This window comes from Pseudomonas sp. WS 5079 (genome assembly GCF_012985465.1).
Taxonomy (GTDB): Bacteria; Pseudomonadota; Gammaproteobacteria; order Pseudomonadales; family Pseudomonadaceae; genus Aquipseudomonas.
Genome location: NZ_JAAQWN010000007.1, coordinates 355,153 through 380,673 on the forward strand (window position 1 = coordinate 355,153; position 25,521 = coordinate 380,673).

Genomic DNA, 25,521 nt, shown 5'->3' on the forward strand with positions numbered 1-25,521 from the left:
TTGATATCACTGAAACCCGCGAGATAGAGCGGTTGATTCAGTTTGAGTTAAGTTTCGGCAGGTACCTTGTTCATTGAGTGACTGATGGGTCGGCGGCGCTGGCTGGGTGGTTTGCATGTGTTGTTTCCCGGTGATCGCGCGTCGACCTCAACTGCAAGACTCTCCTGCCCCAACCACGAGGATGAATCATGAGTGACAAGGATAAACAGCCGTTGGCTGCGTCGGCTTCAGCCCCTCACGAGGCGGAGTCCGCCGATGCAGCGCTGCAGCACATCGTTGATGGCTTTTTGCATTTCCATAACGAGGTCTTTCCCCAGCAGGAAGAGCTCTTCAAGAAACTCGCCACGGCCCAGAGCCCACGGGCGATGTTTATCACCTGTGCCGACTCGCGCATTGTTCCGGAACTGATCACCCAGAGCTCCCCGGGCGATTTGTTCGTCACCCGTAACGTGGGTAACGTCGTGCCGCCTTACGGGCAGATGAACGGCGGTGTGTCCACGGCCATCGAGTACGCGGTGCTGGCGCTTGGCGTGCAGCACATCATCGTTTGCGGCCACTCCGATTGTGGCGCCATGCGGGCCGTGCTCAACCCCCAGAGCCTGGAAAAAATGCCCACGGTCAAAGCCTGGCTGCGCCACGCCGAGGTCGCCAAGACCATGGTCCAGGACAATTGTGATTGCGCCAATGAAGGCGAAAGCATGCAGGTGCTGACCGAAGAAAACGTCATCGCCCAGTTGCAACACTTGCGCACCCACCCCTCTGTGGCTTCGCGCATGGCCAACGGCCATTTGTTCATCCACGGCTGGATCTACAACATCGAGACCAGCGAGATCAAAGCCTACGATGCGGACCAGGCCACGTTCCGGCCGCTGAGCGGGTCCGGACCGATCCCTTCGGCGACGCCCAAAGCGCGCTTCTAAAACAATCCCCTGCCGGGTAATGCGATGGCTGCCATGGATGCAGCCAGGCCTTGCCACGCCCGGCGAATGCCTCGGGAGAGTCATCATGCGTGCAGCTCAATTAAAAACAGTGCTGCCACGGGAGCTGTTGGCTTCGGTGGTGGTGTTTCTGGTGGCCCTGCCCCTGTGCATGGGGATCGCCATTGCATCCGGGATGCCACCGGCCAAGGGGCTGATCACCGGGATTATCGGTGGCCTGGTGGTGGGCTGGCTGGCCGGTTCGCCCCTGCAAGTCAGCGGCCCGGCGGCCGGCTTGGCGGTGTTGGTGTTCGAGTTGGTGCGCCAGCACGGCATGCTGATGCTCGGGCCGATCCTGCTGTTGGCGGGCTTCCTGCAACTGGTGGCCGGGCGCCTGCGCCTGGGCTGCTGGTTCCGGGTGACGGCGCCGGCGGTGGTCTACGGCATGCTGGCGGGGATCGGGGTGTTGATCGTCCTGTCGCAAGTGCATGTGATGCTCGATGGGGCGCCCAAGCCTTCGGGGCTGGATAACCTCGCGGGCTTCCCCGCCGCAGTGGCCCAGGCCATTCCCAGCCTGGGTGGCGGGCTCGGTTGGCAAGCCGGCCTGCTGGGCTTGGCGACCATGCTGGTGATGTGGTTGTGGGACCGGTTTCGCCCGCAAAAGCTGCGTTTTGTCCCCGGCGCATTGCTTGGCGTGGGCCTGGCGACTGTGACCAGCCTGGCGCTGGCCTTGCAGGTCAAGCGCGTGGAGGTGCCGGAAAACCTCGCCGATGCCATTGATTGGTTGCGCCCCAGCGACCTGCTGAACCTGGCCGACCCCAACCTGTTGATCGCGGCCTTCGCGGTAGCCTTTATCGCCAGTGCCGAAACGTTGCTCTCGGCGGCGGCTGTGGACCGTATGCACAACGGTCAGCGTTCGGACTTCGACAAGGAATTGTCCGCCCAGGGTGTAGGCAACATGCTATGCGGCCTGGTAGGCGCATTGCCCATGACCGGGGTGATCGTGCGCAGTTCGGCCAACGTCCAGGCGGGGGCAACCACGCGCTTGTCGGCGATGTTCCACGGCCTTTGGCTACTGGCCTTCGTATTGCTGTTGTCGAGCGTGCTGCAAAGTATTCCGGTGGCGAGCCTGGCGGGGGTGCTGGTGTACACCGGCATCAAGCTGGTGGACCTCAAGGCGTTCCGTGGCCTGGCGCGTTATGGCCGGATGCCGATGTTCACCTACGCCGCCACGGCCCTGGCGATCATCTTCACCGATTTGCTGACGGGAGTGCTGGTGGGCTTCGGCCTGACCCTGGTCAAACTGGCGTGGAAGGCTTCACGGTTGAAAGTCAGCCTGATCGACCTGCCCCAGGACGGTGAGATGGAGTTGCGATTGACCGGTGCGGCGACCTTTCTCAAGGTGCCCGCATTGACCCAGGTGCTGGCGACTGTGCCGGCGGGGACCACGGTGCATGTGCCGCTCAATAACCTGAGCTACGTGGATCACTCGTGCCTGGAGTTGCTGGAGGAATGGGGGCGGGCCAATGCGGCCAAGGGCTCGAAGTTGGTGATCGAGGCGCGCGGGTTGAAGCGCAGGTTGGAAGGGCGGATACGTACCACGACGCGGATTGGTTCGGCCCCGTCAGTGGGCTGACGAAACCGGATAAAAAAATGTGGGAGCGGCGCTGCGACGATTCGACTTGCCCGCTCCCACACTTTGTTCTGCGCCAGGCCGGAAATTCAGGCTGGCTGATCCAGCTCCAACTCCACGCCCAATTGGCGCGACAGGCACGGCCAGCGCTTCCACGCGGCTTCCGTTGCCGGGCTCTTGAGCTGTTCGCGATAGGCCTCGACGGACTCCAGGGCGAAGCTCTCTTCATTGAGCATTTCATCCACCGCCAGGTGCACGGCTTCATCCAGCTGATTGGCGAAATCTTCGCCGATCAGTTGGTGGGCAATCACGTTGGCAACGGTGGTGTCTGCCGGAATCAACGGCTGGCCGAAATGCTTGATATACAGATCGTTTACTTCTTCCACCAGTCGGTGGGCCAGGTAGGCCTCGTCCAACAGGCCGTTGAGGCCTTCATGGGCCGTCAGGATCGCCGGCGGCTGTAGAAAGAAATGCTCGGCGATTTTCAGCACCGGCTTGATCTGGCTTTCAATCCCGGCTTCCCGGGCCACGTCGTTGGCGGCGTCCAGCAGGTCCGGGACCTGGTCGATGTAGGCGGTGACGAAACGCGTCATCACGGCATTGCGATCACCGTCGGCCAGGGAAATGGCCGAGTGCAGGTGTGGCAACTGTGCGTCCAGTTGTTTAGCCAATTGGCCGGTGGACGCTTCGTGTTGATGGGCACGGGAAATCTGCTCGCGCAATGCGGCGGTGTTCATGAAAGCTCCAGGAATACGGGCGTAGGAAAGGGGATTGCATAAGGTAGCTCGTTTATACGAGCCCCTAAGACGCATTTGTCATAATTATTTCATGGTTATGCGCCGCTGTTATATCGAAATGCCATCGTTCGTCGGATAGGCCCTGAATCTGCTGGCCGGCCAATGCCGTTCGTCTCTTTTTACTGATTTGTCCCCACACATTGCGGGGTCGCAGTCGCTGTCTATACTCGGGTTTGTACGCAATTAGCTGATGACGCCCGACTGCATTAGGCAGGCAAGGCTTGGCGGATGTAAGCAGTTTGGAAGCCGCCCCCTTGGCCGCAGGTGCAAACCGGCGGGATAACAAGAACGATAAGGGGAACCCGCAATGACGCGACATCCACATGTTTGGATGGGCTTACTCTTGTGGTCAGTATTCAGCCAGGCGCAAGCCGCCTGGACGGTGAATATGGCACCAGGGGCCACTGAAGTCAGTCACGCCGTGTTCGACCTGCACATGACCATTTTCTGGATCTGTGTGGTGATCGGCATCATCGTGTTTGGCGCCATGTTCTGGTCGATGATTGTGCATCGACGCTCCACGGGCCAGGTGGCGGCCAAGTTCCACGAAAGCACGACGGTCGAGATTCTCTGGACGGTGGTGCCCTTGCTGATCCTCGTCGCCATGGCCATTCCGGCGACCAAGACCCTGATCAACATCTACGACAGCAGTGAATCGGATATCGATATCCAGGTCACCGGCTACCAGTGGAAGTGGCACTACAAGTACCTGGGCCAGGACGTCGAGTTCTTCAGCAACCTGGCCACTCCCGCCGAGCAGATCCATAACCAGGCCACCAAGGGCGAACACTATCTGCTGGAAGTCGACCAACCGCTGGTGCTGCCGGTGGGCGCCAAGGTGCGCTTTTTGGTGACGGCCGCCGACGTGATCCATTCGTGGTGGGTGCCGGCGTTTGCGGTCAAGCGCGATGCGATCCCAGGCTTCGTCAACGAGGCCTGGACCCGGGTCGAGAAGCCCGGCATCTACCGTGGCCAGTGCGCGGAGCTGTGCGGCAAGGATCACGGCTTCATGCCCATCGTCGTCGAGGTCAAGTCCAAGGCCGACTACGAAACCTGGCTCGGCGAGCGCAAGGAGGAGGCCGCCAAGCTCAAGGAGCTGACCTCCAAAGAGTGGACGCGTGAAGAGCTGGTGGCCCGTGGCGACAAGGTCTATCACACCACCTGCGTGGCCTGTCACCAGGCCGAAGGCCAGGGCCTACCGCCGATGTTCCCGGCGCTCAAAGGCTCGAAAATCGCCACTGGACCGGCGGCAGACCACCTGAGCATCGTCTACCACGGTAAGCCCGGCACGGCGATGGCGGCCTTTGGCAAACAACTGTCGGAAGTCGATATTGCGGCGGTCGTGACCTACGAGCGTAACGCCTGGGGCAACAACAAAGGCGACATGGTCACGCCCAAAGACGTGCTGGCCATCAAACAGGCGGAAAGCAAATGAACCTCTTCATTGCGTATGCCCTGAACCGCCCCGCCCATCCGCTTGCAGGAGAACGGCCATGAGCACTGTGATCGATGACCACGGTCATGCCGCTGACCACGCCCACGGTCCCGCCAAGGGCCTGATGCGCTGGGTGCTGACCACCAACCACAAAGACATCGGGACCATGTACCTGTGGTTCAGCTTCGCCATGTTCCTGCTCGGCGGCTCGTTCGCCATGGTGATCCGTGCCGAGCTGTTCCAGCCGGGCTTGCAGATCGTCGAGCCGGCGTTCTTCAACCAGATGACCACCATGCATGGCTTGATCATGGTGTTTGGCGCGGTGATGCCGGCATTTGTCGGCCTGGCCAACTGGATGATCCCACTGATGATCGGCGCGCCGGACATGGCCTTGCCGCGCATGAACAACTTCAGCTTCTGGCTGCTGCCGGCGGCGTTCCTGCTGCTGGTCTCGACCCTGTTCACCCCCGGTGGCGGGCCGAATTTTGGCTGGACCTTCTACGCCCCGCTTTCCACCACCTACGCCCCGGAAAGCGTGACGTTCTTTATCTTTGCCATCCACCTGATGGGTATCAGCTCGATCATGGGTGCGATCAACGTGGTCGCCACCATCCTCAACCTGCGCGCACCGGGCATGACCCTGATGAAGATGCCGCTGTTCGTCTGGACCTGGCTGATCACCGCCTTCCTGCTGATTGCGGTGATGCCGGTGCTGGCCGGTTGCGTGACCATGATGCTGATGGATATCCACTTCGGCACCAGCTTCTTCAGCGCCGCTGGCGGCGGTGACCCGGTGTTGTTCCAGCATGTGTTCTGGTTCTTCGGCCACCCCGAGGTGTACATCATGATCCTGCCGGCCTTCGGTGCCGTCAGCTCGATCATCCCGACCTTTTCGCGCAAGCCGCTGTTTGGCTACACCTCGATGGTCTACGCCACGGCGAGCATCGCGTTCCTGTCGTTTATCGTGTGGGCGCACCACATGTTCGTGGTGGGTATTCCGCTGGTGGGCGAGCTGTTCTTCATGTACGCCACCCTGCTGATCGCGGTGCCCACCGGGGTCAAGGTGTTCAACTGGGTCAGCACCATGTGGCAAGGCTCGCTGACGTTCGAGACGCCCATGCTGTTTGCCGTGGCCTTTGTGATCCTGTTCACCATCGGCGGCTTTTCCGGGCTGATGCTGGCGATTGCCCCGGCGGACTTCCAGTACCACGACACCTACTTTGTGGTGGCGCATTTCCATTACGTACTGGTGCCTGGAGCGATCTTCGGGATCTTCGCCTCGGCTTACTACTGGCTGCCGAAATGGACCGGCCATATGTACGACGAAACCCTGGGCAAGCTGCACTTCTGGCTGTCGTTCGTGGGGATGAACATGGCGTTCTTCCCGATGCACTTCGTGGGGCTGGCCGGCATGCCACGGAGGGTGCCGGACTACAACCTGCAGTTCGCCGACTTCAATATGGTGTCGTCGATTGGCGCCTTTATGTTCGGCGCCACGCAGATCTTCTTCCTGTTTATCGTGATCAAGTGCATCCGGGGCGGCAAGCCGGCGCCGGCCAAGCCGTGGGATGGCGCCGAAGGGCTGGAGTGGAGCATTCCTTCGCCGGCGCCGTATCACACCTTCACCACGCCGCCGGAGGTCAAATGAGCCCGGTCATGAAAACACTCCCGATCCCCTGTGGGAGCGGGCTTGCCCGCGATGGCGGCCTCAAGACCCCTGCAGAGCTTGAGGGCCTCATCGCGAAGCCAGCTCGCCCAGGTGGGCGCCATGGCTGACTCCGTCCCTCTCAACCGCCTGGTCACGCGCCTGCTGATCCTGGTGCTGGCGATGTTCGCCTTCGGTTTTGCCCTGGTGCCGATCTACGACGTGATGTGCAAGGCGTTCGGCATCAACGGCAAGACCGCGGGGCAGTACGAAGGCTCGCAGGTGGTCGATCCGTCACGTCAGATACGGGTGCAATTCCTGTCGACCAATGCCATCGATATGGTCTGGGAATTCCACTCCAAGGCCGACGAAATCGTGGTCCACCCCGGTGCGGTCAACGAGATGGTGTTCGTGGCCTTCAACCCCACCGACAAGCCGATGACCGCCCAGGCGATCCCGAGTATTTCCCCGGCCGAAGCGGCGATGTACTTCCACAAGACCGAGTGCTTTTGCTTCACCCAGCAAGTGCTGCAGCCGGGAGAGCGCATCGAGATGCCGGTGCGCTTCATTGTCGATCGCGACATGCCCAAGGATGTGAAGCATTTGACCCTGGCGTACACGCTGTTCGATATCACTGCGCGCCAACCGCCCGTGGCTGTCCATACCGGCGGCTAGGCGTGCCTGCGGGCTCGATTAGGAGAACGGATACATGTCGACTCATGATACGTACTACGTACCAGCGCAAAGCAAATGGCCAATAATTGCCACGTTTGGGCTGTTGATCACCGTGTATGGCCTGGGTGTGTGGTTCAACGACCTCAAGGCGGCCCGCCCGGAATCCCACGGCCCGCTGATCTTTTTCGTCGGCAGCCTGCTGCTGGCCTACATGATGTTTGGCTGGTTTGGCGCGGTGATCAAGGAAAGCCGCGCCGGGTTGTACAGCGCGCAGATGGACCGCTCATTCCGCTGGGGCATGACCTGGTTCATCTTTTCCGAGGTGATGTTTTTTATCGCGTTCTTTGGTGCGCTGTTCTATGTGCGGCATATGTCGGCGCCGTGGCTGGCCGGTGAAGGCTCCAAGGGCATTGCCCATATGCTGTGGCCCAATTTCGAGTTTGCCTGGCCGCTGCTCAACAACCCGGACCCCAAGCTGTTCCCGGCGCCGGAAGGCACCATCAGCCCGTGGGGCCTGCCGTTGGTCAATACCATCTTGCTGGTGAGTTCCAGCGTGACCATCACCATCGCCCACCATGCCCTGCGCAAGGGGCACCGCGGTGCGCTGAAGATCTGGCTGGCGATCACCGTGTTGCTGGGGTTGGCGTTTCTCGGGTTCCAGGCCGAGGAATATATCCACGCCTATAAAGAACTGGGCCTGACGCTGGGCTCGGGGGTGTATGGCGCGACGTTCTTCATGCTGACCGGCTTTCACGGTGCCCACGTGACCATCGGCACGATCATTTTGTTCGTGATGCTGATGCGCATCCTCAAGGGGCATTTCAATGCCGAGCACCAGTTCGGTTTCGAGGCGGCCAGTTGGTATTGGCACTTTGTCGACGTGGTGTGGATCGGTCTGTTTTTCTTCGTCTACGTGCTGTAGCGATTTACCAGGGGGCGTGGGAAACCAGCTGGCCGCTGAAGAACCCCCAGGTGATCAGCGCCAGGGTGATCACGGCCAGTACTACACGCACGGTCAAGGCGGTGACGAGGCGATTGGAGTGGCCCTCGTCCTTGACCAGGAAGAACAAGCCACTGAACAGGCTCACAACGGTAGCGATCAGCATCAGGGCGATAGCGGCTTTGAGCATGGTCAGGCTCCAGGGCTCTTATTTTGAGGGGCGGGCAATGAGATTCAGTATAGCCAGCACAGCATCGACCTTCGCGGTAACGCCATGAAACGCTTTCGCCCCGGGATTGCCCCGACCCTGGTGGTGCTGGTGCTGCTACCGCTGATGGTGTTCCTGGGCTTTTGGCAGTTGTCCCGTGGTCAGGAAAAACAGGCACTGCTCCAGAGTTATGCCGAACGCCGGGCGGCGCAGCCCATCAGCGTTGCGCAACTGGAGACGGTGGCGGATCCGGCCTTTCGCCGCGTGCAGTTGCGCGGGCAGTTCGACGCCGCGCACAGCGTGCTGCTGGATAACCGCATGCGCGACGGCAAGGCCGGCGTCGAGTTGCTGCAACCCTTTCATGACCAGACCAGCGGCCAGTGGCTGTTGCTCAATCGCGGCTGGCTGCCTTGGCCGGACCGGCGCACGCCGCCAGCTTTCACCACCCCCGACCAGCCTTTGAATATCAACGCCTGGGTGTATGTCGCCCCCGGCGAGACGTTCCAGCTACACGCCGACCCAGCCGCCGCCAAATGGCCACGCCTGCTGACGGCGCTGCACCCGCAGGCGCTGTGGGCCGAGTTGGAGCGCAGCGGCTTTGCCTTTGAGCTACGGGCCGAAGCGGGCCCGGCGACCTATGAAACCCAGTGGCCAGTTGTGGCCATGGGCCCGGAAAAACACCTGGGGTATGCCGTGCAGTGGTTCGCCATGGCGCTGGCGCTGCTGGGCCTTTACCTCTACCTCGGCTGGCACAACGCAAGGGAGAAGCACCATGGGAGCGGCCATGAATCCACTCAACATGTCTGACACGCCAGCGGCGCCCAACCGCAGCAAAGGGCGCTGGCAACTGATCCTGATCCTGCTGATGGTGATCGGCCCGATGGTGCTGGCGACCCTGATGTACAAGTGGCAGTTCTGGGTGCCGGACAACCGCAGCGATCATGGCGAAATGATCGGCAATGGCCAGACCCGCAGCGATATCGGCGTGCAGGCCGACGAGGATCGCTGGCAATTGCTGGTCACCGCGCCCGCGGCCTGCGCCGCCGATTGCCAGCAACTGGTCTACCTCGCGCGCCAGCTGCAGATCGGCCTGGGGCGCGATGCGTCCCGTGCCAGCCATGCCCTGGCCAGTGCGCAGCCGGTCGGCGCCGAGTATGAGGCCAAGTTGAAGGCCGAGTATCCGCAGTTGCAGCGTTTGCCCCTGGACCTGCCGACTTTCAAGCAAAACGCTGCCGCGCCGGGCGATGCGCAACTGTGGATCGTCGACCCCCACGGCAACCTGGTGCTGCGCTACGACGCGCGGGTCAAGGGCAAGGATCTGCTCAACGATCTGCGCCACCTGCTGAAACTGTCGAATATCGGATAAGGGCATCGTCATGGCCAAACCTGGATTTCGCCTCGCGCTGTTTGCCACCCTGCTGGCGCTGATTGTGGTGCTTTTGGGCGCCTACACGCGCCTGACCCATGCCGGTCTCGGTTGCCCGGACTGGCCGGGTTGCTATGGCTTTATCAGCGTGCCGAAAAGCGAGGCCCAGTTGGCCCATGCCGAGTTGCACTTCCCGGACACGCCGGTGGAGGCCGACAAGGGCTGGAACGAGATGATCCATCGCTATGCAGCAGGCACCCTGGGGCTGCTGATCGCGCTGTTGGCCACCCGCGCCTGGACCCATCGCCGGCATCCGGGGCAGCCCTTGAAGCTACCGTTGTTCCTGCTGGCGGTGGTGTTTGCCCAGGCGGCCTTTGGCATGTGGACGGTGACGCTCAAGCTGTGGCCGCAGGTCGTCACCGGGCATTTACTGGGTGGCTTCGCGACCTTGAGCCTGTTGTTTCTGCTGACCCTGCGTTTGTCCGGGGTGTTGCCGGCGCTGATCGTGCCCCGGCGCCTGCAGTATTGGGCCACGGCCGGCCTGGTGCTGGTGATCGGGCAGATCGCCCTCGGTGGCTGGGTCAGTTCCAACTATGCGGCGGTGGCCTGTATCGATTTGCCGACCTGTCATGGTGAGTGGTGGCCGGCAGCGGACTTTGCCAATGGCTTTCACCTGACCCAGCATATCGGCCCCAACTACCTGGGCGGGCAACTGGACAGTGATGCACGCACGGCGATTCACCTGACCCATCGCCTGGGCGCGCTGGTGGTGACTGTGGCGCTGCTGGGCCTGGCCTGGCAGCTCAAGGCGGTGGGCATGACCCGCCTGGCGGGCCTGCTGCTGGTTGCCCTGGCCGTGCAGATCGGCCTGGGCCTGAGCAATGTGTACTTTCATTTGCCGCTGCCGGTGGCGGTCGCCCATAACGCCGGCGGCGCAGCGTTGTTGCTGACCCTGGTGCTGGTCAATTACCACGCCCGTACCAGCCTGGTGCGGGTCCGCCACCAAGTGCCGTTCGGTTGGCGCTTCAGCCCGCGCAAGCACGTGTCGGGCCTGATCACCCTTAAAGGAGAGATGCCATGGCGACCTTGATTGGCGAGCGTCCCGGCCAGGCGATCTGGCGCGACTACCTGGAGCTGACCAAGCCCAAGGTGGTGGTGCTGATGCTGATTACCTCGCTGGTAGGCATGTTTCTCGCCACCCGCGCCGGGGTGCCGTGGCCGGTGCTGATCTTCGGCAACCTGGGGATTGCCCTGTGTGCCGGTGGCGCCGCAGCGGTCAACCATGTGGTGGACCGGCGCATCGACGCGCTGATGGCGCGCACCCACAAGCGGCCGTTGGCTGAAGGCCGGGTTTCCCCGGCTGCCGCGCTGACGTTTGCCCTGGCGCTGGCGGTGGCCGGGCTGGCGTTGCTGCTGGCGTTTACCAACCCGTTGGCGGCCTGGCTGACCCTGGCCTCGCTGCTGGGCTATGCGGTGATCTACACCGGCTTTCTCAAGCGCGCGACACCGCAGAACATCGTGATCGGCGGCCTGGCCGGCGCGGCGCCACCATTGCTCGGCTGGGTGGCGGTCACCGGCCATGTGAGCGCCGAGCCGTTGCTGCTGGTGCTGATCATCTTCGCCTGGACCCCGCCGCACTTCTGGGCCCTGGCCATCCATCGCAAGGAGGAGTACGCCAAGGCCGATATCCCGATGCTGCCGGTGACCCACGGCGAGCACTACACCAAGGTGCATATCCTGCTGTACACCTTCGCGCTGCTGGCGGTGAGCCTGATGCCCTATGTGATCCACATGAGCGGGCTGTTGTACCTCGGTTGTGCGCTGGTTCTGGGTGCGCGCTTTCTGCAATGGGCCTGGGTGCTGTACCGTGGCAGTCGGCCGCACGCGGCGATCAATACCTTCAAGTACTCTATCTGGTACCTGTTTTTGCTATTTATCGCCCTGCTCGTAGACCACTACTTATTGTTGAACCTATGACTCGAACTCAAAAAACTGTCTTTATCCTGGTGGCCGTCGTGGCGTTGATCATGGGCCTGACCGTCAACAAAGTGCTGTCTGGCAAGGGCCAGGGCGACCCTACGGCATTGATCGACGCGGGCATTATCCTGCTGCCGCAAAGCCGCCAGCTGCCGCCCGTGACCATGACCAACCAGGACGGCCAGCCGGTGCTGGTCAATGAGTTGAAGGGCAAGTGGAGCGTGCTGTTCTTTGGCTACACCTTCTGCCCGGATATCTGCCCGACCACCCTGGCCCAACTGCGGCAGATCAAGAGCGAGCTGCCCAAGGACGTGGTGGATAAGCTGCAGGTGATCCTGGTCAGCGTTGACCCGCATCGCGATACCCCGACCCAGCTCAAGCAGTACTTGAGCTACTTCGATCCGCAATTTGCAGGGTTGACCGGGGCGAATGTGGAGGATGTGCAGAAGGTCTCGAATGCGGTGAGCATTCCGTTCATTCCGGCCGACACCAGCAAGCCGAACTACACCGTCGACCACAGCGGCAACCTGGCATTGATCGGCCCGGATGGCAGCCAGCGCGGGTTTATCCGTGCGCCGTTGAACAACCAGAAGCTGGTGGCGCAGTTGCCGGGGTTGTTGCAGCGCAACTGAGCTGACAACACAGATCAAGTGTGGGACCTGGCTTGCCTGCGATAGCGTCAGGTCAGCCAGCCTCTTGGTTGCTGACCCACCGCGATCGCAGGCAAGCCAGCTCCCACATTTTGCTTTGCTCGGCTTCAGAGATCGTCTTTCAGATCAAACGCCGGCAGGATCGCGCCTTTGTACTTCTCGTTGATGAATTTCTTCACTTCCGGAGTGTGCAGGGCTTTGACCAGTTTTTGCACCGCGTCCGAATCCTTGTTGTCCTCGCGGGTCACCAGGATATTGACGTAAGGCGAGTCGTTGCCTTCGATCGCCAGGGCATCCTTGGACGGGTCCAGCTTGGCTTCCAGGGCGTAGTTGGTGTTGATCAGGGCCAGGTCGACCTGGGTCAGCACGCGCGGCAGGGTGGCGGCTTCCAGTTCGCGGAATTTCAGGCCTTTTTCGTTGCCGGTGATGTCCTTGATGGTCGACAGGATATCGGTCGGGTTCTTCAAGGTGATCAGGCCCTTGCTGGCCAGCAGCAACAGCGCGCGGCCGCCGTTGGTGGCGTCGTTGGGGATCACCACGTTGGCGCCGTTCGGCAGCTCGGCCAGGCTCTTGTACTTGCTGGAGTACGCGCCCAGCGGCTCCAGGTGCACGCCGGCGACGCTCACCAGGTGGGTGCCCTTGGCCTTGTTGAACTCATCCAGGTACGGCTGGTGCTGGAAGAAGTTGGCGTCCAGGCGTTTTTCGGCCACTTGTACGTTCGGCTGCACGTAGTCGGTGAACACCTTGACCTTCAGGTCCACGCCTTGCGCGGCCAGGGCCGGCTTCACGAACTCAAGGATCTCAGCGTGCGGCACCGGGGTCGCGGCGACCGTCAGGGTCTCGGCGGCGTGGGCGGAAAATGCGGCAACCGCGGCGAAAGCAACCAGTAGTTTTTTCATCCAACAAGCTCCTTGTTCGGGCATGCCGGCGAGGGCCGGCAATGGCCGTTATTTTCGAGAATAGTGGGTCACCAGCTTATCGCCGATGGTTTGCAGAATCTGCACCAGCACAATCAACATCACCACGGTCACGACCATGACGTCATCCTGGAAACGCTGGTAGCCATAGCGGATCGCCAGGTCGCCCAGGCCACCGGCACCCACCACACCCGCCATGGCGGTGTAGCCCACCAGGGCAATGGCGGTCACGGTGATTGCAGCAATGATGCCCGGCTTTGCCTCGGGCAGCAGCGCCTTGGTGATGATCTGCCGGGTGGTCGCGCCCATGGCCTGGGTCGCCTCGATGATGCCGCGATCGACCTCGCGCAGGGCGGTTTCCACCAGCCGCGCGAAGAACGTCGAAGCGCCTACCACTAGCGGTGGAATCGCGCCGGCCACGCCCAGCGAAGTGCCCGTGAGGAACACGGTCGTCGGGATCATCACAATCAGCAGAATGATAAACGGCAGCGAACGTATGGCGTTGACCACGAAGGCCAGGGCGGCATAGGTGGTTTTCTGCTCCAGCAACTGCCGTGGGCTGAACAGAAACAGCAGGATGCCCAATGGCAGGCCCACCAGCACGGTGAAAAACAGCGAGGTGCCGAGCATCAGCAGGGTGTCGTTGGTGGCCACCCAGATATCAGCCCAGTCGACGTTGTCGAAGTAATGCAGTAGCACGTCCATTAACGCAGGACCTCCATGTGCACATCGGCGGCGGTAAAGCGCGCGAACGCCGCTTCCATGTCACCGCCGGTGATGGCCAGGGTCAGTTGCCCGTAAGGGGTATCTTTGATGTGGTCGATGCGACCGGCAAGGATGCTGTAGTCCACACCCGTTTCGCGGGCGACGGTACCCAGCAGTGGCGCGTAGGTCGCTTCGCCCTGGAACGTCAGGCGCACGATGCGGCCCGGCACATGGGCGAACACATCGCGCTGCTCACCTTCATCGACCTGCTCGGCTTCTTGCACAAAGCGCTTGGTGGTCGGGTGCGTGGGGTGCAGGAACACCTGGGCCACCGGGCCTTGCTCGACAATCACCCCGGCATCCATCACCGCGACCTGGTCGCAGACACGGCGGATCACGTCCATTTCATGGGTGATCAGCACGATGGTCAGCTTCAGCTCGCGGTTGATCTCGGCCAGCAATTGCAGGACCGAGGCGGTGGTCTGTGGGTCGAGGGCGCTGGTGGCTTCGTCGCACAGCAGGATTTTCGGTTTGGTGGCTAGGGCACGGGCAATGCCGACGCGCTGCTTCTGGCCGCCGGACAGTTGCGCCGGGTACTTCCTGGCGTGGTCGGCGAGGCCGACCCGGTCCAGCAGTTCGGCCACGCGCGCATCGATCTCGCGGCGCGACAGTTCGCCCGCCAGGGTCAGCGGCAGCGCGACGTTGTCGGCAACGGTCTTGGAGGCCAGCAGGTTGAAGTGCTGGAAGATCATCCCGACCTGCTGCCGGAAACGGCGCAGGCCGTTGGCATCCAGGGCGGTGACTTCTTCGCCATCCACCTGGATCTGGCCGCCCGAAGGCTCTTCGAGGCGATTGATCAGGCGCAGCAGAGTACTTTTTCCCGCGCCGGAATGGCCGATCAGGCCAAACACCTGGCCGTTCTCGACGCGCAGGCTGGTGGGATGCAGTGCGGGGATATCCTTGCCGGCGACCCGGTAGGTTTTATGGACGTTATGAAACTCGATCACGTAGCGAACCTTGTGGGGCGCATTGAAAAGGGATCAGCGGTTAGCCGGGCGCGCATTTTAGCCTGTCCGTATAGCGTTTCTTAGCATTTATTTCGTATTCAACCAGCGATTTGGCAATAACGCGATCAAAGGTCATAAAAAAGGAACGGTAAAAAATCCCGTCAGTCACTACTTAAGCAACTCGATTTCCCGGGTGCCGTGCCCGGGGTTTTGCTCAAACGAGCCAGGGACCGCTCTGGCCTACGCAAACGAGGAGTTTTGTCTGATGAGTACCAAAAAACCCGCTACGCCGCCCAAGAGCGAGCTTGCAGGCACCGATACCCTGGACCGTGGCAACACCAATGCCAAGCTGCAAAGCCTGGAGAAGTCTCGCTCCGACGCCACCGGCCAGGCGCTGCGCACTAATCAGGGGGTGAAAATCTCCGATAACCAGAACACGTTGAAAGTCGGCGCGCGCGGGCCTTCGCTGCTGGAAGATTTCATCATGCGTGAAAAGATCACGCACTTTGACCACGAGCGTATCCCGGAGCGCATCGTGCACGCCCGCGGCACTGGCGCCCATGGCTACTTCCAGACCTATGAAAACCATTCGGCGCTGACCAAGGCGGGTTTTTTACGTGACCCTGGCCGTAAAACCCCGGTGTTCACGCGCTTTTCCACGGTGCAGGGCCCACGTGGTTCAGGCGATACGGTGCGTGATGTGCGCGGCTTTGCCGTGAAGTTCTTCACCGACGAAGGCAACTTCGACCTGGTGGGCAACAACATGCCGGTATTTTTCATTCAGGACGCGATCAAGTTTCCTGACTTCGTGCATGCGGTAAAACCTGAGCCGCACAACGAAATTCCTACCGGCGGCTCGGCCCACGATACTTTCTGGGATTTTGTCTCGCTGCAGCCGGAATCGGCGCACATGGTGATCTGGGCGATGTCCGACCGCGCCATTCCAAAAAGCCTACGCAGCATGCAGGGTTTTGGGGTGCACACGTTCCGCCTGGTGAATGCCGAGGGTCAATCCAACTTCGTCAAATTCCACTGGCGTCCGACGGCGGGCACCTGCTCCCTGGTGTGGGATGAGGCGCAAAAGCTGGCCGGTAAAGATACCGATTACCATCGTCGCGACCTGTGGGATGCGATCGAGATGGGCGATTACCCGGAGTGGGAATTGGGCGTACAGGTGATTCCGGAAGATAAGGAGCACGCGTTCGACTTCGATATTCTCGACCCGACCAAGCTGATTCCCGAAGAGTTGGTGCCCATCACCCCGCTGGGCAAGATGGTGCTCAATCGCAACCCGGACAACTTCTTCGCCGAAGTCGAACAGGTCGCGTTCTGCCCGGGCCATATCGTGCCGGGTATCGATTTCTCCAATGACCCGCTGCTGCAAGGTCGCCTGTTTTCCTACACCGATACGCAGATCAGCCGACTAGGTGGCCCGAACTTTCACCAGTTGCCGATCAATCAGCCGCTGACGCCGCTGCATAACAACCAGCGCGATGCCATGCACCGCAGCACCATCGACAAAGGCCGTGCCGCGTACGAGCCGAACTCCATCGACGGCGGCTGGCCGAAAGAAACTGCGCCGGCAGCGCAGGACGGTGGTTTTGAGTCCTACCCGGAGCGTATCGACGCGCACAAGATCCGCGAGCGCAGTGAGTCCTTTGGCGATCACTTTTCCCAGGCGCGCCTGTTTTTCAACAGCATGAGCAAGCACGAGCAGGAACACATCATCGCGGCCTATAGCTTTGAGCTGGGCAAGGTCGAGCGTGAGTTTATCCGGGTGCGCCAGGTCAATGAGATCCTGGCCAATATCGACCTCGGGCTGGCCAAGCGTGTGGCGCAAAACCTGGGCCTGCCGGCACCGAAAAAAGGCACCGTGCCGGTGCGCAAGACCGCGCCAGAGCGCTCGCCGGCCTTGAGCCAGGCCAACTTGCTGGCGGGCAATATCAAGACGCGCAAGGTGGCGATCCTGGCCGCCAATGGTGTGGATGGTGCCGCGATTGCCGCGCTGAAGAAGGCGCTGGCCGCAGAAGGTGCCCATGCCAAGTTGCTCGGGCCGACCTCGGCGCCGGTCACTACGGCCGATGGCAAGAGCCTGGCGGTGGACGCGTCGATGGAAGGCTTGCCGTCGGTGGCATTCGATGCGGTGTTTGTGCCGGGCGGGGCGAAGTCGATCCAGGCATTGAGCGGCGATGGCGTGGCGTTGCATTACCTGCTGGAGGCCTACAAGCACTTGAAGGCGATTGCCTTGGCCGGTGAGGCGAAGCAGTTGCTGGAAGTGTTGAAGCTGGAGGTGGATGCGGGGTTGATTGTGGGCGGTGATGCCAAGGCGTTGAAGGCGTTTATTGCGGCGATTGCCCAGCATCGGGTGTGGGAGCGCGAGCCTAGGGCCAAGGCGGTTCCGGCTTAAGTTTCTGGTTGTTTGACAGGGCCTCATCGCCGGCAAGCCGGCTCCCACGTTGAAATGTATTGCACTGTGGGGGCCGGCTTGCCGGCGATGGGCGTCAGTCCGCCTTACGCGGAATCAGCACCACCTGGGCCGGTATGTGTTTGAGAATCTGCCGGTGGATCTTCAGGTCATACCCTGAGTCAATCCGCTTCACTCGTTTAGTCAACAGCGTGTTCAGCCACGGGTAATCCTCGGTGCGCGGCACCTGGATGCTCACGTCACACTGGTAATTCACCACATCGGTGGCGATGGCATCCAGTTGATGGCGCAATTGCTGGATATCCGTGAGGTTCAGCGCAACCGTGGTGCTCTCGGCGGTGGGGTCGATGACCTTGGCCGGTGGCTTGGCTTCGGCAGCTTTCAGGGCGGCTTCGGCTTTATCCAGCTCGGCTTTGCGGGCGTGGGCGATGGCGCTGTTGACCCCGCCAGTCAGTGCCGGAGCCTTGGGCATCAGGGCCCGGGCGCGGCTCAAGGCCGTAGCGGCGGCGTTGACATCACCTTTTTGCAGGACGATCTGGCTGCGCTGCAAATAGGCTTCGGCCAGTTGGCGCTGATAAGGCTCCAGCGCCGGATCGTCAGGCGATTGGGCCTGCAAGGCCGCCAGTTGGTCTTCGGCGGTAGCCAGCTCACTGCTGGCCAGGTTTTGTTCCAGCTGTGCAATGGCCGCAGCGCGCGCGTCCGGTGCCTCGGGGGCGACGGGCGGGGTGCTTTGGCAGGCGCCCAGCAGCAGGGAAAATGCGGCAAGGAGCAGATAACGGGAGGTGAACGGCTTCATTCCTGCGACTCTCTAATTGCGCAAAAAGCGAGCAAGTCTACACCCCTCGACGGGGCAGGACAAAACTCAGCAGAAACAGTGCGGCGGCCGTGACCACAATCGACGGCCCGGCCGGGGTGTCCTTGAACCAGGACAGCGCCAGGCCACCACACACGGCAAGCATCCCCAGCAAACTGGCGCCGACCGCCATCTGTTCCGGCGAACGTGCATGACGCTGGGCGGCTGCGGCGGGGATGATCAACAGCGACGTGATCAACAATACGCCGACAATCTTCATTGCGACAGCGATCACCACGGCGATCAGCAACATCAGGGTCATGCGCAGTGCGGGTACTGGCAAGCCTTCGACGGTGGCCAGTTGTTCGTGGACGGTAATTGCCAGCAGCGGGCGCCACAGGGCCACGAGCAGGATCAATACTGCCGCGCTGCCGCCGAGAATCCAGGCCAGGTCCGTGGGGCTGATCGCCAGCAGGTCGCCGAACAGGTAGGCCATCAGGTCGATACGCACTTCGTGCATAAAACTCAGCACCACCAGGCCCAGGGACAGGGTACTCGGCGCGAGGATCCCCAGTAGCGTGTCCGAGGCCAGGGGCTGGCGCTGTTGCAGGGTCACCAGCAGCACTGCCAGCAGCAGGCAGCCGACGGTTACCGCGATGGTCGGGCTGACGTCCAGCAAAAAGCCCAGGGCCACGCCGAGCAGGGCCGCGTGGGACAAGGTGTCGCCAAAGTAGGCCATGCGCCGCCAGACCACGAACGAGCCCAACGGGCCCGCCACCAGCGCCAAAGCCAAGCCTGCAAGCAGGGCGTAGAGCAGAAAATCAGCCATGCTTGCAGCCATCTCCGTGGACGTGGGTATGAGGGGCGATCGGATCGGCAACCACCGCGCCATGCAGGTCATGGGCATGATCGTGACGGTGGTGGTAAATCGCCAGGCTCTGCGCATTCTTGCCGAACAGCTCGACGAAGGCCGGGTCGCCGCTGACCTGTTCCGGGTGGCCGGAGCAGCAGACGTGGCGGTTGAGGCACACCACCTGGTCGGTAGTGCTCATCACCAGGTGCAGATCGTGGGACACCATCAGCACGCCGCAGCCATGCCGGTCGCGCAGGCGGGTGATCAGGCTGTAGAGCTCGGCCTGGCCGGCAACGTCGACGCCTTGCACCGGTTCATCGAGCACCAGCAATTCGGGCTCGCGCAGCAGGGCCCGGGCTAGCAGTACGCGCTGCATCTCGCCACCGGAGATACTTTGCACCGGGCTGTCGATGACCTGCTCGGCCCCCACTTCCTTGAGCGCGGCCAGGGCGCGGGTGCGGTCCACGCCGGGCACCAGGCGCAGGAAGCGCAGCACCGACAGTGGCAGGGTTGGGTCAACGTGCAGTTTCTGCGGCATATAGCCGATGCGCAGCTTGGGCTTGCGCCAGACACTGCCGCTGTCGGGCTTGAGCAGGCCTAGCACGGCGCGCACCAGGGTGGTCTTGCCGGCGCCGTTGGGGCCGATCAGGGTGACGATCTGCCCCGGCTCGACGCTCAGGTCAATGTTGTCCAACACGTTCTGGTCGGCGAATGTGACGCCGACCTGTTCCAGGCGGATTAGCGCAGTGCTCATCAAGCCCCCTGGCAGCCCGAGCAGATGCCAACCACTTCGACGGTCTGCCCTTCGACTCGGAAGCCGACATCGCCGGCACTCTTGATAATCGCGTCGCTGATGCTTTTTTGTTCAAGCTCGATGGCGGCGTGGCACTCGCGGCAGATCAGGAACTGGCCCTGGTGCGCGTGCTCCGGGTGGTTGCAGCCGACAAAGGCGTTCAACGAGGCGATGCGGTGCACCAGGCCGTTTTCCAGCAGGAAGTCCAGCGCACGGTACACCGTGGGCGGCGCGGCGCGGCGCCCGTCCTGCTCGCTGAGCACGCCGAGAATGTCGTAGGCACCCAGCGGCTTGTGGCTCTGCCACACCAGTTCCAGCACTCGCCGGCGCAGGGCGGTCAGGCGCAGGCCTTGGCGTGCGCACAGGGCGTCGGCCTCCGACAGTGCGTTGTGCACGCAGTGAGAGTGGTCGTGGGGACGGCTGGCAAGCGGTGTTTTAGGCATGAGCGGCGACAGATATTTGTGAGAGACGTTATTATGTTACCCGTTCCTGCTGACTTGAGTGCTCATCGTGTCCCGACTTTTTGCCGTTTTTGTCGTATTTGTCACCAGTTTATTGATTGCCGGGGCTGCCCAGGCCGAGGTTCGGGTGCTCACCAGCATCAAACCCTTACAGCTGATTGCCGCCGCTGTGCAGGACGGCGTGGCGGTTCCAGAGGTGTTATTGCCACCCGGAGCCTCGCCGCATAACTATGCATTGCGCCCATCCGACGTACGGCGTGTGCAATCGGTGGATCTGCTGTATTGGATCGGTCCGGACATGGAAGGCTTCCTGCCACGGGTCCTCAAGGGTCGCAACTTGCCCACGGTGGCCGTGCAGGAACTGCCGGGCCTGAAGCTGCGGCATTTCGCCGAAGATAATCACTCCCATGGCGAAGAAGCCGACGACCATGACCACGATCATCGCCCTGGCAGCCTGGATGCCCACTTGTGGTTGTCGCCGGTGAATGCGCGGGTGATTGCGGCCAGGATGGCGGCGGACTTGAGCGCGGCTGACCCCGCCAACGCAGAGCGCTACCAGAGCAACCTGCAAGCGTTCAACGGGCGCCTGGATGCCTTGGACCTGCGTTTGAAAGCGCGTCTGGCGGGTATCGCCGGCAAGCCTTACTTCGTGTTCCACGAAGCCTTCGACTACTTTGAAGATGCCTACGGCCTCAAGCACACCGGTGTGTTCAGCGTGGCCGCCGAAGTGCAGCCCGGCGCCCAGCATGTGGCGGCGATGCGCACGCGCTTGCAGGAAGTGGGTAAGACCTGTGTGTTCAGCGAGCCACCCTTGCGCCCGCGCCTGGCCGAGACCCTGGTGGCTGGCCTGCCGGTGAAGCTGGCGGAATTGGATGCCCTGGGCGGCTACACCCCGGCCACGGGCCAGGGGTATGAGCAGTTGCTGGAGAAGTTGGGCAATGATTTGGCAGGGTGCCTGGAGTCACTGTAGGCACATCGCCAAACCAATGTGGGAGCGGGCTTGCCCGCGATGGCGGTGTATCAGGCGCTCATTAGGTGACTGACACGCCTCATCGCGGGCAAGCCCGCTCCCAGAGCGTTAGAGGGCGAGCGGCAGCTGGAGGGTGACCTGCTGGCGTTGTTCCAGCAGCTGTTGAAGCTCCACCGGATCGTGAATCAGCACGTCCTGCCCCGCAAACGTCTCTGCTGCAATCAGGCGGGACAGCCAGAACCGCACACACGCCACGCGCAGCATCGTCGGCCACAGCTCGGCTTCCCTGGTGCTGAACGGCCGCAGTGCCGCATAGGCGCCCAGCAGTGCGCGGGCGCGGTGGCCGTCGATCACCCCGGCGGCGTCCGAGCACCAGTCATTGAGGGCAATCGCCACGTCGTACAGCATTGGCCCGGAGCAGGCGTTATAGAAGTCGATCAACCCGGTCAGGTGGGTGCCTTCGAACATCGCGTTGTCGCGAAACAGGTCGGCGTGGATATTGGCCCGTGGCAGCGTGAGGATCTGCCCTTTGAGCTGCTGGATTTCATCCAGCGCCATTTGCAACAGTTGCTGTTGGTGGGCGTCGAGGTGCGAGATCAGCTGCGTGCCCTCGTCGAGCATCCAATCCAGCCCGCGATCGGTCTTGCGCTCCAGCACCTTGTCGCCCTGGGTGGCCAGGTGCAGGTGAGCGAGTAATTCACCCACTTGCACGCAATGCTGGGCATTGGCCTCCTTGATGTGCTTGCCCGCCAGGCGCGGTTGCAGCAGCGCCGGCTTGCCTGCCAATTCGCGCAGGGCCACGCCGTCGGTGGTGCGCAGGGCGTAAGGCACGGGCAGGTCGGCGTCGTGGAGTACGTCCAGCAGTTCGATGAAGAACGGCATTTCGTCCACGGGGCCGCGTTCAACCAGGGTCAGGACAAATTCGCCCTGTTCCAGGCTGATAAAGAAGTTGGTGTTTTCGCTACCAGCGGCAATCCCCTGGAAATCGAGCAGGCGGCCGAGCCCATAAGGGGCGAGAAAGGTTTCCAGCTCGGGCCGAGCCAGGGGGGTGAACACAGACATGGTTAAAACTGCCAGTACGGGCGCCGCAGGCCGCGGCGCCGATTAAAGTTAAGAAATCATTTCCATTCGAAGATCTTCCATGACGGGATCAGCATATCCGGCTGGTCCGAGCGGATGAAGTTCGCATCGGTTCCGTCCGCGCGCACCAAAAAGTACGGGGGTGCGCCCTTGGGCGTTACCTTGATGGCATACAGGAAACCGTTTTGGCGGTATTCCTGGATGGTCTTGTCGCCTTCCGTGCGAATGGTGACTTGCGGGTCTCCCGAGGGAGCGTCGTCTGCCGCCATGGCAGCCATCGGAGCGAGTGCAATCAAGCCGGTCAACAGCAGGCGATTGAATGTACGCATGATAACCTTGTCCCTTTGTTGTCATTGGTCCGGCTATTCTAGCGCCAGACCCGCCGAAAAGGTTGATCCTGCTCATGAGCCAAGCCCCCCTCGTCCTGGTGGACGGTTCTTCATATCTGTACCGCGCCTTCCACGCGCTGCCGCCGTTGACCACGTCCAAAGGCCTGCCGACCGGTGCGGTCAAGGGCGTGTTGAACATGCTCAAAAGCCTGCGCAAGCAGTACCCGGATAGCCCGTTCGCGGTCGTGTTCGACGCCAAGGGCGGGACATTTCGCGATGATATGTACGCCGAATACAAGGCCAACCGCCCGAGCATGCCCGATGACATGCGCGTGCAGATCGAGCCGCTGCACCAGAGCGTGATCGCCCTGGGCTTCCCGCTGCTGTGCGTCGAAGGCGTCGAAGCGGATGACGTTATCGGCACCCTGGCCCGCAGCAGTGCTGCCGCCAACCGCCCGGTGGTGATCTCCACGGGTGACAAGGACATGGCACAGCTGGTCGATGGGCACATTACCTTGGTCAACACCATGACCGGTAGCGCCATGGACATCGACGGCGTTAAGGAGAAATTTGGGGTCGCTCCCGAGCAGATCATCGACTATCTGGCATTGATGGGCGATTCCTCCGACAACATCCCAGGCGTTCCTGGTATCGGTCCTAAGACCGCTTCAGGGCTGCTGGTCGGTGTGAACGGCGGCCTGAAAGAGCTGTACGAGCAACTGGATATTGTCCCGACCTTGCCGATCCGTGGGGCCAAGACCCTGCCGGCCAAGCTGGAAGAGCATAAAGAGATGGCATTCCTGTCCTACCAGTTGGCGACCATCAAGGTCGACGTGCCCCTGGATGTTGGCCTGGAAGACTTGCACCTGATCGAGCCGGATCGCGAGAAGCTGCTGGAGCTGTACACCCTGCTGGAGTTCAAGAGCTGGATCGACGAGATTCAGCGCGATGCCAAGCGCGTCGAGCTCAAGGCCGCCGCGGACGTTGCACCGGCTCAGGTTGCAGTTGAGGCCCAGGCGCCTGTGGCCCCGGTCCAGGCGCAGTACGAGACCATCCTCGACCAGGCCCGTTTTGACGTCTGGCTGAAAAAACTCAATGACGCCAAGTTGTTTGCCTTCGATACCGAAACCACCGGTGTCGACGCGCAGCAGGCGCAACTGGTGGGGGTTTCGTTTGCCGTGCAGGCCAACGAAGCAGCCTACATCCCGCTGACCCATTCCTACATCGGCGTGCCCGAGCAATTGGATCGCGATACGGTGTTGTTGGCCCTCAAGCCGCTGCTGGAGGACCCGAACAAGCTCAAGGTCGGCCAGCACGCCAAGTTCGACATGAATATCCTGGCCAATTGCGCCATCGGCGGCGACCCGGCGCACGGCATCACCGTGCGCGGCATCGCCTTCGACACAATGCTTGAATCCTACGTGCTGAACTCCACCGCGACCCGTCACGACATGGACAGCCTGGCGAAGAAGTACCTGGAACATGACACCGTCAGCTTCCAGGACATCGCCGGCAAAGGCGCCAAGCAACTGACCTTCGACCAGATTGCCCTGGAGCAGGCCGGCCCCTACGCCGCCGAAGACGCCGATGTGACCCTGCGCCTGCACCTGGCGCTGTATGAGCAGCTCTGCGCCCTGCCGAGCCTGGCCAGCGTGCTGACGGATATCGAGATGCCATTGGTGCCGGTGCTGGCACGGATCGAGCGCCAAGGTGCCCTGGTGGATGCCGCGTTGCTTGGCGTGCAGAGCATCGAGCTGGGCAACAAGATGGTGGAGCTGGAGCGCCAGGCGTACGAGATCGCCGGCGAGGAGTTCAACCTGGGTTCGCCCAAGCAGTTGGGGGCTATCCTCTACGAAAAGCTCGGGCTGCCGGTATTGAAGAAGACTGGCAAGGGCCAGGCCTCTACCGCCGAGGAAGTACTGGCCAAACTGGCCGAAGATGACTATCCATTGCCCAAGGTGCTGATGCAGTACCGCAGCATGAGCAAGCTCAAAAGCACCTACACCGATCGTTTGCCTGAGCAGATCAACCCCCGTACCGGGCGTATCCATACCTCTTATCACCAGGCGGTGGCGGCCACCGGGCGCTTGTCGTCCAGTGATCCGAACCTGCAGAACATCCCGGTGCGCACGGCCGAAGGCCGGCGGATCCGCCAGGCGTTCGTCGCACCCAAGGGCTACAAGCTGCTGGCGGCGGACTACTCGCAAATCGAGCTGCGGATCATGGCGCACCTGTCCAAGGACGAAGGCTTGCTCAACGCCTTTCGCGACAACCTGGATGTGCACACGGCCACGGCGGCCGAGGTGTTCAAGGTCGAACTGGACGAGGTCACGTCCGATCAGCGCCGCAGCGCCAAGGCGATCAACTTCGGCCTGATCTACGGCATGGGCGCGCAGAAGCTGGGCAAGGACATTGGCGTCGATACCAAGACGGCCAAGGCCTATATAGATGTGTACTTCGCTCGCTACCCAGGGGTGCGCGAGTACATGGAGCGCACCCGCGCCCAGGCTTCCGACCAGGGCTATGTGGAAACCCTGTTCGGGCGTCGCCTGTACTTGCCGGATATTCACTCCAACAAGCCGCAGGAGCGCGCAGGCGCAGAACGCACCGCGATCAACGCGCCGATGCAGGGGACTGCCGCCGATATCATCAAGAAGGCCATGGTCAAGGTCGACAACTGGCTGACGGAGTCGGGGCTCGACGCCAAGGTCATCCTGCAGGTGCACGATGAATTGGTGGTCGAGGTCCGTGAGGACCTGGTGGCTGAAGTCAGCGAGAAGATTCGCGAGCACATGAGCAGTGCCGCGCAACTGGATGTGCCGCTGCTGGTGGAGGTCGGCGTGGGCGATAACTGGGACCAGGCGCACTGATTATCCGGCAGCGCTGCGGCATGAGGTCGCAGCGTTGCCTATAGATCGGAAATATCCGAGGGTTATTTCCAATAG

General features: G+C 61.9%; 25 protein-coding genes. 14 read left to right on the plus strand and 11 right to left on the minus strand.

Annotated elements, in window-relative coordinates; all coding sequences use genetic code 11:
* Positions 1-188: 188 nt before the first annotated feature.
* Both HBO05_RS20460 and HBO05_RS20465 read left to right on the plus strand, forming a co-directional pair.
* A complete protein-coding gene (locus HBO05_RS20460; RefSeq protein ID WP_057957895.1) occupies positions 189-920 on the plus strand; it encodes a carbonic anhydrase in 732 nt (243 codons plus the stop codon).
* Between the two features lie 85 nt (positions 921-1,005).
* The gene (locus HBO05_RS20465; protein ID WP_169954103.1) at positions 1,006-2,553 is read left to right on the plus strand and encodes a SulP family inorganic anion transporter; all 1,548 of its coding nucleotides are present in this window, start codon (positions 1,006-1,008) and stop codon (positions 2,551-2,553) included.
* 86 nt (positions 2,554-2,639) lie between these two features.
* Here HBO05_RS20465 and HBO05_RS20470 read toward each other — a convergent pair whose 3' ends face one another.
* The gene (locus HBO05_RS20470; RefSeq protein WP_169954104.1) at positions 2,640-3,287 is read right to left on the minus strand and encodes a hypothetical protein; all 648 of its coding nucleotides are present in this window, start codon (positions 3,285-3,287) and stop codon (positions 2,640-2,642) included.
* A gap of 367 nt (positions 3,288-3,654) precedes the next feature.
* On the opposite strand from HBO05_RS20470, the gene coxB reads away from it, so the two are divergent.
* The 4 genes from coxB to HBO05_RS20490 all read left to right on the plus strand — a co-directional run bounded on the left by coxB (position 3,655) and on the right by HBO05_RS20490 (position 8,024).
* The gene (coxB, locus tag HBO05_RS20475; RefSeq protein ID WP_169954105.1) at positions 3,655-4,782 is read left to right on the plus strand and encodes a cytochrome c oxidase subunit II; all 1,128 of its coding nucleotides are present in this window, start codon (positions 3,655-3,657) and stop codon (positions 4,780-4,782) included.
* A gap of 58 nt (positions 4,783-4,840) precedes the next feature.
* A complete protein-coding gene (ctaD, locus tag HBO05_RS20480; RefSeq protein ID WP_038444815.1) occupies positions 4,841-6,430 on the plus strand; it encodes a cytochrome c oxidase subunit I in 1,590 nt (529 codons plus the stop codon).
* A 120-nt stretch (positions 6,431-6,550) separates the two neighbouring features.
* Entirely contained in the window at positions 6,551-7,102 is a 552-nt protein-coding gene (locus HBO05_RS20485) for a cytochrome c oxidase assembly protein (protein ID WP_076963356.1), read from the plus strand.
* A 34-nt stretch (positions 7,103-7,136) separates the two neighbouring features.
* Positions 7,137-8,024 carry a cytochrome c oxidase subunit 3 gene (locus HBO05_RS20490; RefSeq protein WP_169954106.1) on the plus strand — a complete coding sequence of 296 codons (888 nt, stop codon included), beginning with the start codon at positions 7,137-7,139 and terminating at the stop codon, positions 8,022-8,024.
* Between the two features lie 4 nt (positions 8,025-8,028).
* Here the strand turns inward: HBO05_RS20490 and HBO05_RS20495 are convergent, their stop codons facing one another.
* On the minus strand, positions 8,029-8,232 hold the full coding sequence (locus HBO05_RS20495; RefSeq protein WP_017528731.1) for a twin transmembrane helix small protein: 204 nt from the start codon (positions 8,230-8,232) through the stop codon (positions 8,029-8,031).
* A gap of 84 nt (positions 8,233-8,316) precedes the next feature.
* Here HBO05_RS20495 and HBO05_RS20500 point away from each other — a divergent pair, with 84 nt between their 5' ends.
* The 5 genes from HBO05_RS20500 to HBO05_RS20520 are packed head-to-tail and all read left to right on the plus strand — an operon-like array spanning position 8,317 to position 12,225.
* Positions 8,317-9,057, plus strand: a complete 741-nt coding sequence (locus tag HBO05_RS20500) for an SURF1 family protein (RefSeq protein WP_170057446.1) — start codon at positions 8,317-8,319, stop codon at positions 9,055-9,057.
* Entirely contained in the window at positions 9,023-9,616 is a 594-nt protein-coding gene (locus tag HBO05_RS20505) for a hypothetical protein (RefSeq protein WP_169954108.1), read from the plus strand. Before HBO05_RS20500 ends, HBO05_RS20505 begins: the two co-directional genes overlap by 35 nt.
* Before the next feature lie 10 nt (positions 9,617-9,626).
* Positions 9,627-10,706, plus strand: coding sequence for a COX15/CtaA family protein (locus tag HBO05_RS20510; protein WP_172313875.1), 1,080 nt, complete (start codon positions 9,627-9,629; stop codon positions 10,704-10,706).
* Complete coding sequence (gene cyoE / locus HBO05_RS20515; RefSeq protein WP_169954110.1) at positions 10,694-11,593, plus strand: heme o synthase; 900 nt, start codon at positions 10,694-10,696, stop codon at positions 11,591-11,593. The genes HBO05_RS20510 and cyoE overlap by 13 nt, the downstream gene beginning before the upstream one ends.
* Entirely contained in the window at positions 11,590-12,225 is a 636-nt protein-coding gene (locus tag HBO05_RS20520) for an SCO family protein (protein ID WP_169954111.1), read from the plus strand. Before cyoE ends, HBO05_RS20520 begins: the two co-directional genes overlap by 4 nt.
* Before the next feature lie 125 nt (positions 12,226-12,350).
* Here the strand turns inward: HBO05_RS20520 and HBO05_RS20525 are convergent, their stop codons facing one another.
* The 3 genes from HBO05_RS20525 to HBO05_RS20535 are packed head-to-tail and all read right to left on the minus strand — an operon-like array spanning position 12,351 to position 14,872.
* Entirely contained in the window at positions 12,351-13,142 is a 792-nt protein-coding gene (locus HBO05_RS20525) for a MetQ/NlpA family ABC transporter substrate-binding protein (protein ID WP_169954112.1), read from the minus strand.
* A gap of 48 nt (positions 13,143-13,190) precedes the next feature.
* Positions 13,191-13,865, minus strand: coding sequence for a methionine ABC transporter permease (locus tag HBO05_RS20530; RefSeq protein WP_169954113.1), 675 nt, complete (start codon positions 13,863-13,865; stop codon positions 13,191-13,193).
* Positions 13,865-14,872, minus strand: coding sequence for a methionine ABC transporter ATP-binding protein (locus HBO05_RS20535; protein ID WP_170041980.1), 1,008 nt, complete (start codon positions 14,870-14,872; stop codon positions 13,865-13,867). The genes HBO05_RS20530 and HBO05_RS20535 overlap by 1 nt, the downstream gene beginning before the upstream one ends.
* A 235-nt stretch (positions 14,873-15,107) precedes the next feature.
* Between HBO05_RS20535 and katE the strand changes: the two genes are divergently transcribed.
* Positions 15,108-17,279, plus strand: coding sequence for a catalase HPII (gene katE / locus HBO05_RS20540; protein ID WP_262381440.1), 2,172 nt, complete (start codon positions 15,108-15,110; stop codon positions 17,277-17,279).
* A gap of 94 nt (positions 17,280-17,373) precedes the next feature.
* Here the strand turns inward: katE and HBO05_RS20545 are convergent, their stop codons facing one another.
* The 4 genes from HBO05_RS20545 to HBO05_RS20560 are packed head-to-tail and all read right to left on the minus strand — an operon-like array spanning position 17,374 to position 20,191.
* A complete protein-coding gene (locus tag HBO05_RS20545; RefSeq protein WP_172313877.1) occupies positions 17,374-18,093 on the minus strand; it encodes a PA5502 family lipoprotein in 720 nt (239 codons plus the stop codon).
* Between the two features lie 37 nt (positions 18,094-18,130).
* The gene (znuB, locus tag HBO05_RS20550) at positions 18,131-18,919 is read right to left on the minus strand and encodes a zinc ABC transporter permease subunit ZnuB (protein ID WP_029290341.1); all 789 of its coding nucleotides are present in this window, start codon (positions 18,917-18,919) and stop codon (positions 18,131-18,133) included.
* On the minus strand, positions 18,912-19,697 hold the full coding sequence (znuC, locus tag HBO05_RS20555; protein WP_169954116.1) for a zinc ABC transporter ATP-binding protein ZnuC: 786 nt from the start codon (positions 19,695-19,697) through the stop codon (positions 18,912-18,914). Before znuC ends, znuB begins: the two co-directional genes overlap by 8 nt.
* The gene (locus HBO05_RS20560) at positions 19,697-20,191 is read right to left on the minus strand and encodes a Fur family transcriptional regulator (RefSeq protein ID WP_169851371.1); all 495 of its coding nucleotides are present in this window, start codon (positions 20,189-20,191) and stop codon (positions 19,697-19,699) included. Before HBO05_RS20560 ends, znuC begins: the two co-directional genes overlap by 1 nt.
* Before the next feature lie 46 nt (positions 20,192-20,237).
* On the opposite strand from HBO05_RS20560, the gene HBO05_RS20565 reads away from it, so the two are divergent.
* Positions 20,238-21,167, plus strand: coding sequence for a zinc ABC transporter substrate-binding protein (locus HBO05_RS20565; protein ID WP_169954117.1), 930 nt, complete (start codon positions 20,238-20,240; stop codon positions 21,165-21,167).
* 108 nt (positions 21,168-21,275) lie between these two features.
* Here the strand turns inward: HBO05_RS20565 and HBO05_RS20570 are convergent, their stop codons facing one another.
* Positions 21,276-22,229 (minus strand): homoserine kinase, encoded by a 954-nt coding sequence (locus tag HBO05_RS20570; protein WP_169954118.1) that lies wholly within the window; start codon positions 22,227-22,229, stop codon positions 21,276-21,278.
* A 56-nt stretch (positions 22,230-22,285) separates the two neighbouring features.
* Positions 22,286-22,576 (minus strand): DUF2782 domain-containing protein, encoded by a 291-nt coding sequence (locus HBO05_RS20575; RefSeq protein WP_104911281.1) that lies wholly within the window; start codon positions 22,574-22,576, stop codon positions 22,286-22,288.
* A 74-nt stretch (positions 22,577-22,650) separates the two neighbouring features.
* Here HBO05_RS20575 and polA point away from each other — a divergent pair, with 74 nt between their 5' ends.
* Positions 22,651-25,446, plus strand: a complete 2,796-nt coding sequence (polA, locus tag HBO05_RS20580) for a DNA polymerase I (RefSeq protein WP_169954119.1) — start codon at positions 22,651-22,653, stop codon at positions 25,444-25,446.
* Positions 25,447-25,521: the final 75 nt, after the last annotated feature.

Bases quoted from the DNA above. Each gene is read 5' to 3' on its own strand.
- HBO05_RS20460 (WP_057957895.1), top strand. From the start codon at position 189: ATGAGTGACAAGGATAAACAGCCGTTGGCTGCGTCGGCTTCAGCCCCT.
- HBO05_RS20465 (WP_169954103.1), top strand. From the start codon at position 1,006: ATGCGTGCAGCTCAATTAAAAACAGTGCTGCCACGGGAGCTGTTGGCT.
- HBO05_RS20470 (WP_169954104.1), bottom strand. From the start codon at position 3,287: ATGAACACCGCCGCATTGCGCGAGCAGATTTCCCGTGCCCATCAACAC.
- coxB (WP_169954105.1), top strand. From the start codon at position 3,655: ATGACGCGACATCCACATGTTTGGATGGGCTTACTCTTGTGGTCAGTA.
- ctaD (WP_038444815.1), top strand. From the start codon at position 4,841: ATGAGCACTGTGATCGATGACCACGGTCATGCCGCTGACCACGCCCAC.
- HBO05_RS20485 (WP_076963356.1), top strand. From the start codon at position 6,551: ATGGCTGACTCCGTCCCTCTCAACCGCCTGGTCACGCGCCTGCTGATC.
- HBO05_RS20490 (WP_169954106.1), top strand. From the start codon at position 7,137: ATGTCGACTCATGATACGTACTACGTACCAGCGCAAAGCAAATGGCCA.
- HBO05_RS20495 (WP_017528731.1), bottom strand. From the start codon at position 8,232: ATGCTCAAAGCCGCTATCGCCCTGATGCTGATCGCTACCGTTGTGAGC.
- HBO05_RS20500 (WP_170057446.1), top strand. From the start codon at position 8,317: ATGAAACGCTTTCGCCCCGGGATTGCCCCGACCCTGGTGGTGCTGGTG.
- HBO05_RS20505 (WP_169954108.1), top strand. From the start codon at position 9,023: ATGGGAGCGGCCATGAATCCACTCAACATGTCTGACACGCCAGCGGCG.
- HBO05_RS20510 (WP_172313875.1), top strand. From the start codon at position 9,627: ATGGCCAAACCTGGATTTCGCCTCGCGCTGTTTGCCACCCTGCTGGCG.
- cyoE (WP_169954110.1), top strand. From the start codon at position 10,694: ATGGCGACCTTGATTGGCGAGCGTCCCGGCCAGGCGATCTGGCGCGAC.
- HBO05_RS20520 (WP_169954111.1), top strand. From the start codon at position 11,590: ATGACTCGAACTCAAAAAACTGTCTTTATCCTGGTGGCCGTCGTGGCG.
- HBO05_RS20525 (WP_169954112.1), bottom strand. From the start codon at position 13,142: ATGAAAAAACTACTGGTTGCTTTCGCCGCGGTTGCCGCATTTTCCGCC.
- HBO05_RS20530 (WP_169954113.1), bottom strand. From the start codon at position 13,865: ATGGACGTGCTACTGCATTACTTCGACAACGTCGACTGGGCTGATATC.
- HBO05_RS20545 (WP_172313877.1), bottom strand. From the start codon at position 18,093: ATGAAGCCGTTCACCTCCCGTTATCTGCTCCTTGCCGCATTTTCCCTG.
- znuB (WP_029290341.1), bottom strand. From the start codon at position 18,919: ATGGCTGATTTTCTGCTCTACGCCCTGCTTGCAGGCTTGGCTTTGGCG.
- znuC (WP_169954116.1), bottom strand. From the start codon at position 19,697: ATGAGCACTGCGCTAATCCGCCTGGAACAGGTCGGCGTCACATTCGCC.
- HBO05_RS20570 (WP_169954118.1), bottom strand. From the start codon at position 22,229: ATGTCTGTGTTCACCCCCCTGGCTCGGCCCGAGCTGGAAACCTTTCTC.
- HBO05_RS20575 (WP_104911281.1), bottom strand. From the start codon at position 22,576: ATGCGTACATTCAATCGCCTGCTGTTGACCGGCTTGATTGCACTCGCT.
- polA (WP_169954119.1), top strand. From the start codon at position 22,651: ATGAGCCAAGCCCCCCTCGTCCTGGTGGACGGTTCTTCATATCTGTAC.